Raw genomic sequence first — 12629 nt, forward strand, 5'->3', positions numbered from 1 at the left:
ATTCGGCACAAATCCTGCCTGCAAGTCATAATTAAGAGCGTGTTAACTTTTCCACGAAATTTTTGTGTGCATAACGACCATGACCTACTATATATAGACCAAATCGGCACCCAATTCTTAATCAATTATTAATTTCCGCCATTAACTTTCACGAGTTGCCGCTGATTCGCGCGATTCGTACCCATGGATCATCGATGTGCCACACTGATTCGGAGGCGGACGAATGATCGTAGTGGTTGATGAGCGTGAGCTCGTGAAGGATGGATACACTTCTCTCTTTGGCCGTGAGGGCATTCCCTCAACCGGTTTTGATCCCAATGAATTCGGCGAATGGGTGCAGACCGCAGCTGATTCTGATATCGCTGCCGTCGAGGCATTCCTGATCGGCCAAGGACAGCGCACCATGGAATTGCCGCGCGCGATCAGAGATCGCTCAATGGCGCCCGTGATCGCGGTCAGCGACCAGCCATCGCTCGAAAATACACTTGCTCTTTTCGACTGCGGTGTCGACGACGTTGTGCGCAAACCGGTGCATCCGCGTGAGATTCTCGCGCGCGCCGCTGCAATCCGTCGCCGCCTGAAGGCGATCGCAAACTACACCGACATCGGCGCCATCCGCGTCTTCTCCGACGGGCGCGATCCGGAAATCAACGGCGAAACCTTCGCCTTGCCGCGCCGCGAGCGCCGCATCCTCGAATATCTGATCGCCAATCGCGGCCGCCGCGTCACCAAGACCCAGATCTTCAATGCGATCTACGGCATTTTCGATGAGGAAGTCGAAGAAAACGTCGTCGAAAGCCACATTTCCAAGCTGCGCAAGAAGCTGCGCAAGAAGCTAGGTGTCGATCCGGTCGATTCCAAGCGATTCCTTGGCTATTGCATTGATTGGAATTGATTTTCTGGCGCCGGCCACGCTGCTCGGGAAAGCCGGAATATTTCGGTCGGCGACCCGGCACAACAGACAGCTTCACGCAAGGCCCGCCAAATACTGTTGCACCTAACAGGTAAAACGAGGTTTTCAGATGAGCATTTTCGGCAGCATGAAGACGGCAGTATCGGGGATGAACGCACAGGCAAACCGCCTCAGCACCGTCTCCGATAACATCGCCAACGTGAACACGACAGGTTATAAGGCTGTCTCGACAGCGTTCTCGTCGCTGGTCCTGCCATCAGGCTCCGGTAACTACAACTCTGGCGGCGTGACGACGACGGTTCGTCAGGCTGTTTCCGACCAGGGCGATATTTCCTACACGACCTCAGGTTACGATCTGGCAATTTCGGGGGATGGCTTCTTCATCGTCCAGGGCGGTGATGGCGTTCCCGTCCTGACCCGCGCCGGCGACTTTACCAAGGACGACAGCGGCAACCTCGTCAACTCGGCCGGCTTCACGCTCATGGGTTATCCGTGGGGCTCCTCGGCTCCGGCCGTCGTCGTCAACGGTTTCGATGGCCTCGTTCCGATCAACGTACTCGGCGACCAGAAGCTGCAAGCCGTCCCGACCGCGAACGGCACCTGGACCGGCAACCTGAAGCCAGGCGCAACTGTGGTTACGGACCCGAATGCCCTGCCGAGCGCTAACGGCAGCCTGCCGGCCCCGCCAGCAGCCCCCACGGCCGCTACCAGCAATACCCAGAAGTACTCGATTGTTACCTATGACAAGCTGGGTAGCAAGGTAATGTATGACATCTACTATACGAAGATCCCAGCCGCCGTGCCCCCCGCATCGCCCGCCGGTACGGCAACCCAGTGGGAAATGGCCGTATTTCGTAACGCTGACAAAGCCACGACCGGTACGAGCTCTTTCCCCTACAGCTCGGCAGCAGTCTCTGTGAAGACGATCTCGTTCGATGATAAGGGCCAGATGCTGTCGCCGCCCGGCGCGACGATCACTGATCCGGTTACCGGCCTCACCATCAACATGAACCTCGACCTTTCCCAGGTTGGCGATAATTTCTCGGGTACGGGTAACGTCGACGGTCAGGGCGCAAACTCGCCGGTTGATATCACGATCGATGCCGATGGTATCGTGTACTCCAAGTATGACGACGGCAGCACCAAGCCCGTCTTCCAGATTCCGCTCGCCAATGTGCCGAGCCCGGACCTGCTGACGCTGATGACCGGCAACGTCTACTCCGCCAACGGCAAGTCGGGCGTAACCGTCACCGGTTTCCCGCAGACCAGCGGCTTCGGCAAGATCCAGTCGGGCGCCCTCGAAGGCTCGAACGTCGACCTCGCCGGCGAACTGACCGAAATGATCGAATCCCAGCGCAGCTACACCGCCAATTCCAAGGTGTTCCAGACGGGTTCCGATCTCATGGACGTTCTCGTCAACCTCAAGCGTTAATTCAGGGTAACGGGTAAGCCATGTCGCTCACTTCAGCACTTAACACCGCGCAGAGCATATTCAACAATACGGGCACGCAGAGCAGCATCGTATCGAACAATATCTCGAACGCCGGCAACAAGGACTATGTGCGCCGGCAGGCGATGCTCACCACCTCGCTGGGCGGCGCCCAGGTGGTCAAGATCAGCCGCGCGCAGGAAGATGCGCTGCTGAAACAATATCTCAAGGCGTCCTCTCAGGACAGCGCCCAGCAGACCCTGCTGGGCGGCCTTGAAGATCTGAAGTCGATCATGGGCGGCAACGAGAATGAAACGTCGCCTGAAACTGCGCTGCGTGCCTTTCGTGACAAGCTCGGCACCTTCCGCGCGACACCTGGGGACCTGATTGCTGCCCAGGGGGCGATTACAGCGGCGCAGGACGTCGTAACTTCGCTGAACAATGCCTCCAAGGCGGTGCAGCAGCAGCGTGCCGATGCCGACAAGCAGATCAAGAATCAGGTCGACTCGCTGAATAGCCTGCTGAAGCAGTTCGAAACGGCAAACAATGCCGTCAAGAAGGCGACATCAAGCAACGAGGATCCGTCGAGCGCTCTCGATGAGCGCGAAAAGGTTCTCAAGCAGATTAATCAGATTGTTGGCGTGTCCACAACGACACGCGCCAACAACGACATGGTGCTCTATACAGCTGACGGCACGACCCTGTTCGAAACGATCCCGCGGACCGTGAGTTTCGAGCCGACGCAGTCCTATGCGGCGACCACTGTCGGCAATAAGGTCTATATCGACGGCGTCGCCGTCAACATGGGTTCGGGTGCGTCGACAAACGCACAGGGCAGCCTGGCCTCGCTTCTGCAGATCCGTGACGACATCGCACCGACCTTCCAGAGCCAGCTCGACGAAGTCGCCCGCGGTCTTGTCAATCTCTACCAGGAAGACGGCAATCCCGGCCTCTTCGTCTGGACACAGGCGAACGGCACTGCAGGCGGGGTTCCGCCGGCCGGCGTAGTCATCGACGGCATTGCGGGAACGATTGCGATCAATGATCGCGTCGTCACCTCCAAGGGCGGCGATCCGACGCGGCTGCGTGACGGTAACATCAATGCGTCCAGCACGCCTGCGAACCCGGGGGGGTCGAGCGGCTATACCGCGGAACTCGACCGCCTCTATACGGCGATGGATTCCGGCATTCCATTTGATCCGTCGACTGGCCTCGACTCGAATGTCAGCATCCTGACCTTTGCCACCAACTCCATCGGCTGGCTCGAGCAGCGCCGAAGCGATGCAACCACGGCAGCGGAAAACACCCAGGCTGCCGCGGCCCGAACCGATGAAGCTTATTCCAACGAAACCGGCGTCAACCTCGATGAGGAACTGACGCTGCTTCTCGATATCGAACAGTCCTACAAGGCGGCGACCAAGATATTGAACGCCGTTGACGAGATGTTGAAAGCATTGCTGGATATTGCGAGTTAAGCCATGAAGAGCTCATTTATTTCAAGTTCGGCCATCCAAAATGCCATGCGGTTGACGATCCGTCAGGCGCAGAACCAGATGTCGAAGGCGACGATGGAAGCGACCACCGGCACCTACGCCGATATCGGTGTATCGCTTGGCGGTTACGCGGCCAAAAGCATCGACTTCACGCGCGAAGTGGACCGCATCAAGTCGATCAAGCTGAGCAATGCTCTCGTCGACGCCCGCATGGAATCGGCTCAGACCGGGCTCGATAAAATGAAGAAGGCGGGCGACGGCTTCCTGTCCAAGCTGACGGCCCTTCAGAGCAGCCACGATCCGGGCAGCATCACAGTCGCCATCCAGTCGGCCACGAGTGCGCTTTCCACGATGATGGATACATCGAACTCGATGGTGAATGGCGAATATCTTTTTGCCGGCATAAACACCGACATTCAGCCGCTCACCGACAAAACCGCTGCGACTTCGGCGGCGATCGTTACAGCTCTGACCACTTATGCGGCAGGCCTGCCGACACCCAAGCCGGTCAACCAGCTCACCGGGGACGAGATGAAGACCTTCATCGAGACCAAGGTAGAGCCGATGTTCAGCGAAGCGGCCTGGACGGATCCGACCACCGGTTGGTCCAAGGCGTCCAGTCAGAACATGACGAGCCGTATCAGCAATTCGGAAGTCGTCGAGTCCTCGACCAGCGCCAATTCCGAGGGCATGCGTTACTTTGCTCTGGCGACGGTAATGACCTCTGCGCTGATGGGCCAGAGCCTCAGCACCGACGCGATGAGTGCGGTCTCATCCAAGGCGATCACCTATACGACCCGCGCGACCACCGGTATCGTTACTCAGGCGAGCCAGCTCGGTCTGTCGCAGGAACGTGTCGAGAAGGCGAATGACGCTCTCGACGCTCAGTCGAACATCATGCAGACCAAGCTCGTCGATATCCAGGGCGTCGATCCCTATGAGGCCTCGACCCTTGTCAAGACTTTGGAAACCCAGCTGGAAACAGCCTACACAATCGTCTCGAAGATCCAGCAGTTGAGTCTCGTGAACTACCTTTGATGAGCAAAGGCGCGCTATATAAAGAAGGATGCATGAATGTATCAGTTCTCTTATGCCGAGGTCATGCAAGACTCGGTTGCCGACGCGAAAGAGCGGGAATGGCAGGTTCTCGAACGTTCGATAGAACTGCTTTCGGTGGCGCGCGACAAAGAGAAGTACAGCCGCGAGTCTATTGAAGCTCTCTTCTATACGCGAAGGGTGTGGATCAGCTTTATCGAGGACTTGAAGCATCCAGACAACCAGCTGGAGATCGAGCTCAGAGCGAACCTCATCTCGATTGCAATCTGGATACTGAAGGAATGCGACCGAATTAGAAAACGTCAGTCGAATAATTACCAGGGCATCATCGACGTTACCACCATCATCAGGGATGGACTTAAATGAAAAGTACACTTCGCATTTCTCTGAAGGCCGGAGAAAGAATCTTCATCAACGGCGCTGTCCTGCGTGTCGACCGTAAGGTCGCACTGGAATTCCTGAATGATGTGACGTTCCTTCTCGAAAACCACGTGCTGCAACCGGAAGGCGCGACCACGCCGCTTCGCCAGCTCTATTTCATCGCCCAGATGATCCTCATCAACCCAGAGGGCAAGGAACATTCGACGGCGATGTTCCGGAAGTCGATCACGATGCTGCTCACATGCTTCAAGAACGAGGAAATCCTTGCCGAACTGAAGCGTATCGATGCACTCGTCTCGACCGGCCGCGCCTTCGACGCGCTGAAGGCGATCCGCGGTCTCTACGCGATCGAAGACGGCATTCTCAACAATCACGAATTGCCTCCGACTATGGTCGAGCAGATTCGCAGGGAGATCGCACCATGGCGGTAGACGCACCTCAAAGCGTAGGTGGAGGCAGCAACACGTATGGCTCGTCCAACACTGCGCAGCAGAAGGCCACGCTGAACTACGACAACTTCCTTCAGTTGCTTGTCGCGCAGATGAAGAACCAGGATCCGACCGATCCGATGGATGCCAGCGAGCAGATGTCGCAGCTTGCTAGCTTCTCGCAGGTCGAGCAGACGATCCAGACGAACTCGAAGCTCGACACGCTGCTGACGAGCTCCAGCCTGACCCAGGCGAGCGGATATATCGGCAAGTACATGGAAAGCGCCGACGGCAAGACCAAGGGCACAGTCGAATCCGTCAAGGTTTATTCCGACGGCCTCATTGCAACGCTCGACAATGGCGGTAAGATTCTCATCCAGGCCGGCATCTCGCTTTCCGATTCGGCCCCGACCAACGCTTCTGGCGATGATACCGGTTCGGATGATACCTGAAGCGACGACGGGGCTTGGCGCTCGTTCGTTTGGATGATGCCAAAAATACCAGTCCGGTTAAGGCCGGACTGACTGCTTTCAAGGCGATATGAGGTTGCCTGACGATGAATGAAGCTGATGCACTCGACCTGTTCCAGGCTGCGATCTGGACCGTTCTCGTTGCCGCGGGTCCCGCGGTCATTGCAGCAATGGTCGTCGGTCTCGTGATCGCGCTGATCCAGGCGCTGACGCAGGTACAGGAAGCGACGCTTACTTTCGTTCCGAAGATTGTCGCCGTCCTGGTCACGATCGGCATTTCCGCTCCCTTCGTGGGCTCCCAGATTTCCATCTTCACCAATCTGGTCTTCTCGCGCATTCAGTCCGGCTTCTGAGCCAACTTCGCGCAAGCTTCGCCATTTAACTGTCGGTCCGAACTGGGCGGACTCCGATGTCCGCCTCCTCTCATGAAGAGACGGAATCGCTATGGCGCAACCACCTGCACTACCCCTTCCGAAAGTCGCTCCGAGCCTGCGTGATGTCGGCTTTGCCATGGGCATCATCGGCATCATCTGCATCCTGTTTCTGCCGATCCCGCCGTTCCTGATCGATATGGGACTGGCCTTCTCGATCGCCTTCTCGGTGCTGATCCTTATGGTCGCGCTATGGATCCAGAAACCTCTCGATTTCTCGTCCTTCCCGACCATTCTTCTGATCGCGACGATGACGCGATTGGCACTGAACATTGCGACGACGCGTGTCATCCTTTCGCACGGCAACGAAGGGCACGACGCTGCAGGCGGCGTCATTGCCGGCTTCGCGAGCCTGGTCATGTCCGGCGACTTCGTCATCGGTCTGATCGTCTTCCTGATCCTCATCACCATCAACTTCATCGTCATCACCAAGGGTGCCACACGTATCGCGGAAGTCGGCGCGCGTTTCACCCTGGATGCCATCCCGGGCAAACAGATGTCGATCGATGCCGACCTGTCTGCCGGTATCATCGACGAGAAGGAAGCCCAGCGCCGTCGTAGGGAACTGGAAGAAGAAAGCTCCTTCTTCGGTGCCATGGACGGTGCGTCGAAGTTCGTTCGCGGTGACGCGGTTGCGGGTCTTCTCATTACCGGTATCAACGTCTTCGGCGGCATCATCATCGGTTACTTCCGCCACGGCATGCCGATTGGCGAAGCGGCCGATGTCTTCGTCAAGCTGTCGGTCGGTGATGGCCTCGTCTCGCAGATGCCGGCCCTCATCGTTTCACTCGCCGCAGGCCTGCTCGTCTCACGCGGCGGCACCACCGGCTCTACCGACCAGGCGGTCGTCAATCAGCTGAGCGGCTATCCCCGTGCGCTCTCCGTCTCCGCCGTCTTGATGCTCGTCCTGGCCCTGATGCCGGGCCTGCCGTTTGTCCCCTTCGTGATCCTCGGCAGTCTTCTCGCCTTCGGTGCCTGGTTCATCCCGCGTCAGGTCGAAGCGGAAAACAAGGTCCGCCGCGAAGCTGAAGAAAAGAAGGTCGTCCAGAACAAGGAACTCGAAAAGGACTCGGTCAAGTCAGTTCTCCGCACGTCCGAAATCGAGCTTGCTCTCGGCAAGATGGTCTCGACCCGCCTTCTGGGTGCCCATCAGGAGCTCGCCTTCCGCGTCGGCAAGATGCGCAAGAAGTTTGCGACGCAGTATGGTTTCGTCGTGCCGGAAATCAAGGTGACGGATGATATCGGCATTCCCGAAAAGTCCTACCAGATCCGTATCCACGGCACGACCGTCGCCTCGAACCTGCTGCGTGTCGGCGAAGTTCTCGTCGTCACCGGTGCCGGCCGCAAGCCGAGCATTCCGGGCGACGAAATCCGCGAACCCGCTTTCGGCATGCCGGCGGTTTCGATCCTCGAAAACTTCGCCGACGATCTGAAGCGCGAAGGCTTCCAACCGATCGACAATGTCTCGGTCGTGCTGACGCATATGAGCGAGGTTATCAGAAACAATCTGCCGCAGCTTCTTTCCTATAAGGACGTGAAGATCCTGATCGATCGCCTCGACCCTGAATACAAGAAGCTCGCCGATGAAATCTGCTCGTCCCACATGTCGTATTCGGGGCTGCAGGCGGTACTGAAACTGCTTCTTGCCGAGCGCGTCTCGATCCGCAACCTGCACCTCATCCTTGAAGCCGTGGCGGAACTTGCCCCGCATGTCAGGAAGACCGAGCAGATCGTCGAGCACGTCCGCATCCGCATGGCCCAGCAGCTCTGCGGCGACCTTGCCGACAACGGCGTGTTGCGCGTCTTGCGACTCGGCAGCAAATGGGACCTTGCCTTCCACCAGGCTCTCAAGCGCGATGCGAAGGGCGAAGTCGTCGAGTTCGACATCGACCCGCGCACGCTGGAAGAGTTCAGCGAGCAGGCGACGAAGGTTATCCGTGAATTCATGGATAGAGGCCTGCCTTTCGCCCTTGTCACGTCACCCGAAACGCGCTCCTATGTCCGTATGATCATCGAGCGACTCTTCGCAACGCTTCCCGTCCTGTCGCATGTGGAACTGGCCAAGGGCATCGAAATCAAGATTTTGGGCTCGATTTCATGATTTCAGACCCGCAAGGGACAGTTCTGGCGCTGTTTCTGGTTTTCTGCCGGATCGGCGGCTGCGTGCTGACCCTTCCGGGTTTTTCTTCCGCCCGTGTGCCGGAGCAATTGCGTGTCTTCATCGCTGGCGGACTTTCGCTTGCGGTGCTGCCGGTGCTCTGGGACACGGTCTATCCGTCCGTTCACACCAGTTCCGGCACTTATATCGGCCTGATTTTCAGCGAATCGCTGATCGGTGTGATGTATGGCATGCTCGCTCGCCTCTATACGCTCGGCCTGCAGTTCGCGGCCTCTATCGTCTCCATGATGGTTGGTTACACGCAGCCAAGCACGACTGATGTCGTCGAAGACTCGGCCGAAATCAGCCTGACGGCCTTCATTATGATGACCGGCCTGATGGTTCTCTTCATCATGGATTTCCATCACATCGTCTTCCGCGCGCTGATCGATTCATACACGACCATGCCTTTCGGCGGCTTAATGCAGATGCGGGCCACGCTCATCACCTTCACCGATACGCTGGAACAGACCACCTACATCATGCTGCGGCTTTCGAGCCCCTATCTGATTTATGGACTGATCTTCAATGTCTCGATCGGCTTCATCAACAAGCTCGCGCCGCAGATTCCGGTCTACTTCATCTCCACGCCTTATCTACTGATGGGCGGCCTGTTCCTGCTCTATTTCTCGATCGCGGCAATGATCAGCCAGTTCGGCCAATCCTTCGCAGCACTATACGTGGGAAGGTGAGGGCGATGATCGAGAAGAAGCGCTCCGACAAGCTCAAGCGTCTGGTCGCGGTACAGCGGCACCTTGAAAAGATGGCGGAGTACGATCTCGCAGAAACCAGCCGCCAGCGCGCCGAAGTCAATGCGGCCATGGATGTCGCCATTCTTGCGCTGGGTTCGCTGGACCCCATCCATCGTGCTTTTTCGCAGAGTTATGCCGATCGATTCGGCAGGCTGAGCATCAAGGACCAGCAGTTGACCGGCATGCAGCAGGTGCATGAAATGCGTCTGACGCGCGAGCGCGCAAAAGGCGACCGGCTTGAAGAAAACAGGCTCGATGCCCTCCAGGCCGAGCGTCGCGAGGCAGATGACAATGCCGTCTACGACGTAATCGATCAGCAGTTCTCAACGCCAGCCTCCAGCAAGCTTCAAAAATAATAATCGCCACGATCTTACATTAGAGGATTGTAACGTGGCAATTTCACCCCCCAGCGATCTGGTGATGGACGTCGTCAAGGCGGCCGACCCCATGGAGGTCCAGGCTGCCCAGGAAAAGCTGAAGGCCAACCGCGCGGCCTTTGCTGCGACAAGTCTGGCCGACAGCGGCAACGGCTTTTCTTCCGCAGTCGACATTCTCGACCACGTCAAGCAGAAAAGTGGCCTGAACAATATCCAGAACCGCACCAAAACCGAGGAAGTACCGGAAACCTACCGGAAGTTCGAGGCCATGGTTCTGCAGAACTTCGTAAAGTCCATGCTGCCGAGCGAGGCCGAGAATGTCTTCGGCAAGGGCGCAACGGGCGACATCTGGAAGGGCATGATGGCAGAGCAGCTCGGCAACGTCATGGCCAAGGGCGACGGTATCGGCATTGCCAAGCAAATGTATGCCGAGCAGCTCCATCGCCAGGAGGGCAAGATCGTCAATGCCTCCACCGATGAAGACGATCGCAAGACCGCGATGAGCATGATCGATGAATTTCAACGCAAGACCTTCGGGACTCCCACTGCCGACAATAAGTCTGCAACAAGCGACGCATGATCGAGGATAAAATGGAAATAGTTTCGAACGAATACAGGATCAAATCCGTTCTCGGGCGCCTCGAAATGATAATCGACAATGAGAACAACCGGATCGGCAGCGATCCGCAATTCGATCTCAAGGTCTCCAATGCGCATAAGAGCCGGTGCCTGTACGAGCTCTCGATGCTCTTTCGCGACACCGATCCGGCCGAACTTGCCGCTTCGCATTTGGACCAGCTTCACGGTCTGAAGAAGAAGCTGGTGCTGAACGCCCGTCGCGTCGAAGCGCATCTGGAGGCAGTTCGCGCCGTTGCCGATCTTCTGAAGAATGCCGTGCAGGATGCCGATGCTGACGGCACCTATTCCCAGGAACAGTTTGTCGCGCGGGATAACTGATGATCAAGCTCGTCCTCACAGGCGTCTGGGTCTGCGCCGTCACGCTGGCATCGGTCTATTTCTCGGTGAACATGGCGACTGCGCCGGCGCCGGCTGTTGCGGATACCAAGCAAAGCGCGCTCGAACTTGTAAAGGGCGAGACGATCACTGTGCCTGTCATCGGCAATGGTGCGGTCAACGGTTATTTCCTCGGCCGCATCTCCTTCATGATGCACAAGGATATGATCGCCGGCCTCAATCTGCCGATCACGGAGATGACGACCGACGAACTCTTCAGCCTGCTCGTCGGCAACAAGATGATCGATGTTTCCAACGTCAAGGCCTTCGATCCCGGGGCTTTCCGCGCGGAGATCAAGAAGGGTATGAACGAACGTCTTGGCGGCGAATATGTGGCCGAAGTCATGCTGGAACAACTCGACTATCTCTCGAAGGAAGACGTGAAGGAAAATTCGGGCAGCAAGCCGCAGAAGATCGGCGCGACAGTCAAGATCGTCGAGACCGCACCTGCATCCGAAACGCCGGCTCCAGCCGCCGGTCACTGATCACCGTCGGCCGACCAGTTAGAAACGGCGCCGAAAGGCGCCGTTTCTGCGTTCTCGCCTTGGTTAACGAACGACTTATGCGCGCAGGAAAATTCAAGGATTTTTCCTAAGGGTTGTTTGAAACCGAGTTGATATAACGCCGGCACAAGCTTGGGAGGATGGCCGCCACGGGGCTGGGGGAGATCGCTTCAGGCAGGACGCTGCTGGTCCTCACACGACCTCCGCTGCGGAAACGTAGGCTTATTTTCCAGGATGTCGGGCGCATGACGCACCCTCGGCAGGAGGTTGGAATGAATCTGATTGCAAACTTCGCGGTGCTTGCATCGCGGCGGACGATTTTCGATCTGCCGGTCTGCGATCTCGGCTGGGACGACGCGCTGGTTTTCATCAACGAACTGGCTTCCATTCCCGTCGGGCAGACCGTGGTTTGCTTCGTCAACGCCCACAACATGCTGACGGCCCTGCGCGACGATGAGTACTATCAGATCATGTCGCACAACCTCGTGCTCCCCGACGGTATCGGCCTCAATATCGCATCTCAGGTCACGCATGGTTCGCCGTTTCCCGCCAATCTGAACGGCACCGATTTCGTGCCGGCCTTCCTGACCTTCATGGAAACGCCGCGTCGTATCGGCCTGATCGGCGGCGCGCGCGCAGTCGTTGAGAAAGCGGCCGAGAACTTTTCCAGGCACGCACCCTGGCACGAATTCTTGGTGATTTCCGACGGCTTTTTTGACAAGGCCGATCCCGAACCTGTTATCGCCGAGGTGGAGCGCCAGAAGCTCGATATCCTGATCGTCGGCATGGGCACGCCGCTGCAGGAAAAATGGGTCCACCAGAATATCCGCGCCGATCACGCGCGTCTCGTTCTGACGGTCGGTGCACTTTTCGATTTCGTTTCGGGGACTGTACCACGCGCGCCGAAGACCGTGCGCATGATGCGTCTGGAATGGGCCTACCGTCTGGTGCAGGAGCCGGCGCGCCTCTGGCGCCGCTATATTCTCGGCATTCCGGTCTTCCTCTTCCGGGTCTTCCAGTATCGCTTCAGCCGGCGCGCACGCATTCTCAGTCAGCCGGTTGAACGGGCGCACGCCGGGGACGAACAGAAGAGAATCGAGCAGATGAAGAAGGCCGGCTGATTACAGATTTCTGCAGGTTCCGGTTAACCATTTCTTTGCCATGTATATTTAGAGTAGCTTAATCCTCCGCGTCAGCGCGGTTGAGCGAACTCGGCCATCATGC

At 57.5% G+C, this 12629-nt stretch carries 15 protein-coding genes; all 15 read left to right on the forward strand.

Annotated features, from left to right (window positions below; translation table 11 throughout):
* The first annotated feature begins 223 nt into the window (after window positions 1–223).
* Window positions 224–895: a winged helix-turn-helix domain-containing protein gene (locus FHT78_RS23510; protein WP_183748980.1), complete on the forward strand. Its 672-nt coding sequence runs from the start codon at window positions 224–226 to the stop codon at window positions 893–895.
* A 127-nt stretch (window positions 896–1022) separates the two neighbouring features.
* Window positions 1023–2345, forward strand: coding sequence for a flagellar hook protein FlgE (locus FHT78_RS23515; protein WP_183748981.1), 1323 nt, complete (start codon window positions 1023–1025; stop codon window positions 2343–2345).
* A 20-nt stretch (window positions 2346–2365) separates the two neighbouring features.
* On the forward strand, window positions 2366–3817 hold the full coding sequence (gene flgK, locus FHT78_RS23520; RefSeq protein WP_183748982.1) for a flagellar hook-associated protein FlgK: 1452 nt from the start codon (window positions 2366–2368) through the stop codon (window positions 3815–3817).
* Between the two features lie 3 nt (window positions 3818–3820).
* On the forward strand, window positions 3821–4873 hold the full coding sequence (locus FHT78_RS23525; RefSeq protein WP_183748983.1) for a flagellar hook-associated family protein: 1053 nt from the start codon (window positions 3821–3823) through the stop codon (window positions 4871–4873).
* 36 nt (window positions 4874–4909) lie between these two features.
* Entirely contained in the window at window positions 4910–5257 is a 348-nt protein-coding gene (gene flaF / locus FHT78_RS23530) for a flagellar biosynthesis regulator FlaF (protein WP_183748984.1), read from the forward strand.
* On the forward strand, window positions 5254–5703 hold the full coding sequence (flbT, locus tag FHT78_RS23535) for a flagellar biosynthesis repressor FlbT (RefSeq protein ID WP_112541506.1): 450 nt from the start codon (window positions 5254–5256) through the stop codon (window positions 5701–5703). The genes flaF and flbT overlap by 4 nt, the downstream gene beginning before the upstream one ends.
* The gene (flgD, locus tag FHT78_RS23540) at window positions 5694–6152 is read left to right on the forward strand and encodes a flagellar hook assembly protein FlgD (RefSeq protein ID WP_183748985.1); all 459 of its coding nucleotides are present in this window, start codon (window positions 5694–5696) and stop codon (window positions 6150–6152) included. Before flbT ends, flgD begins: the two co-directional genes overlap by 10 nt.
* Window positions 6153–6256: 104 nt before the next feature.
* Window positions 6257–6523, forward strand: coding sequence for a flagellar biosynthesis protein FliQ (fliQ, locus tag FHT78_RS23545; RefSeq protein ID WP_112570812.1), 267 nt, complete (start codon window positions 6257–6259; stop codon window positions 6521–6523).
* Between the two features lie 91 nt (window positions 6524–6614).
* Window positions 6615–8702 carry a flagellar biosynthesis protein FlhA gene (gene flhA / locus FHT78_RS23550; RefSeq protein ID WP_183748986.1) on the forward strand — a complete coding sequence of 696 codons (2088 nt, stop codon included), beginning with the start codon at window positions 6615–6617 and terminating at the stop codon, window positions 8700–8702.
* The gene (fliR, locus tag FHT78_RS23555) at window positions 8699–9451 is read left to right on the forward strand and encodes a flagellar biosynthetic protein FliR (protein ID WP_183748987.1); all 753 of its coding nucleotides are present in this window, start codon (window positions 8699–8701) and stop codon (window positions 9449–9451) included. Before flhA ends, fliR begins: the two co-directional genes overlap by 4 nt.
* Window positions 9452–9456: 5 nt before the next feature.
* Window positions 9457–9867, forward strand: coding sequence for a hypothetical protein (locus tag FHT78_RS23560; protein ID WP_183748988.1), 411 nt, complete (start codon window positions 9457–9459; stop codon window positions 9865–9867).
* Window positions 9868–9901: 34 nt separating this feature from the next.
* Window positions 9902–10468 carry a rod-binding protein gene (locus tag FHT78_RS23565; RefSeq protein ID WP_183748989.1) on the forward strand — a complete coding sequence of 189 codons (567 nt, stop codon included), beginning with the start codon at window positions 9902–9904 and terminating at the stop codon, window positions 10466–10468.
* An 11-nt stretch (window positions 10469–10479) separates the two neighbouring features.
* Window positions 10480–10845 carry a hypothetical protein gene (locus FHT78_RS23570; protein WP_183748990.1) on the forward strand — a complete coding sequence of 122 codons (366 nt, stop codon included), beginning with the start codon at window positions 10480–10482 and terminating at the stop codon, window positions 10843–10845.
* Window positions 10845–11387 carry a hypothetical protein gene (locus FHT78_RS23575; protein ID WP_183748991.1) on the forward strand — a complete coding sequence of 181 codons (543 nt, stop codon included), beginning with the start codon at window positions 10845–10847 and terminating at the stop codon, window positions 11385–11387. The genes FHT78_RS23570 and FHT78_RS23575 overlap by 1 nt, the downstream gene beginning before the upstream one ends.
* A gap of 290 nt (window positions 11388–11677) precedes the next feature.
* Window positions 11678–12526: a WecB/TagA/CpsF family glycosyltransferase gene (locus FHT78_RS23580; RefSeq protein ID WP_183748992.1), complete on the forward strand. Its 849-nt coding sequence runs from the start codon at window positions 11678–11680 to the stop codon at window positions 12524–12526.
* The last annotated feature ends 103 nt before the right edge of the window (window positions 12527–12629 follow it).

Origin of the sequence: Rhizobium sp. BK196, from assembly GCF_014193255.1 — a bacterium.
GTDB lineage: Bacteria > Pseudomonadota > Alphaproteobacteria > Rhizobiales > Rhizobiaceae > Rhizobium.

Excerpts from the sequence above, each read along its gene's own strand:
- FHT78_RS23575 (WP_183748991.1), top strand. The coding sequence starts at position 10,845 with ATGATCAAGCTCGTCCTCACAGGCGTCTGGGTCTGCGCCGTCACGCTG.
- FHT78_RS23515 (WP_183748981.1), top strand. The coding sequence starts at position 1,023 with ATGAGCATTTTCGGCAGCATGAAGACGGCAGTATCGGGGATGAACGCA.
- FHT78_RS23510 (WP_183748980.1), top strand. The coding sequence starts at position 224 with ATGATCGTAGTGGTTGATGAGCGTGAGCTCGTGAAGGATGGATACACT.
- flbT (WP_112541506.1), top strand. The coding sequence starts at position 5,254 with ATGAAAAGTACACTTCGCATTTCTCTGAAGGCCGGAGAAAGAATCTTC.
- fliQ (WP_112570812.1), top strand. The coding sequence starts at position 6,257 with ATGAATGAAGCTGATGCACTCGACCTGTTCCAGGCTGCGATCTGGACC.
- flgK (WP_183748982.1), top strand. The coding sequence starts at position 2,366 with ATGTCGCTCACTTCAGCACTTAACACCGCGCAGAGCATATTCAACAAT.
- flaF (WP_183748984.1), top strand. The coding sequence starts at position 4,910 with ATGTATCAGTTCTCTTATGCCGAGGTCATGCAAGACTCGGTTGCCGAC.
- FHT78_RS23580 (WP_183748992.1), top strand. The coding sequence starts at position 11,678 with ATGAATCTGATTGCAAACTTCGCGGTGCTTGCATCGCGGCGGACGATT.
- FHT78_RS23560 (WP_183748988.1), top strand. The coding sequence starts at position 9,457 with ATGATCGAGAAGAAGCGCTCCGACAAGCTCAAGCGTCTGGTCGCGGTA.
- FHT78_RS23525 (WP_183748983.1), top strand. The coding sequence starts at position 3,821 with ATGAAGAGCTCATTTATTTCAAGTTCGGCCATCCAAAATGCCATGCGG.
- flhA (WP_183748986.1), top strand. The coding sequence starts at position 6,615 with ATGGCGCAACCACCTGCACTACCCCTTCCGAAAGTCGCTCCGAGCCTG.
- fliR (WP_183748987.1), top strand. The coding sequence starts at position 8,699 with ATGATTTCAGACCCGCAAGGGACAGTTCTGGCGCTGTTTCTGGTTTTC.
- FHT78_RS23570 (WP_183748990.1), top strand. The coding sequence starts at position 10,480 with ATGGAAATAGTTTCGAACGAATACAGGATCAAATCCGTTCTCGGGCGC.
- flgD (WP_183748985.1), top strand. The coding sequence starts at position 5,694 with ATGGCGGTAGACGCACCTCAAAGCGTAGGTGGAGGCAGCAACACGTAT.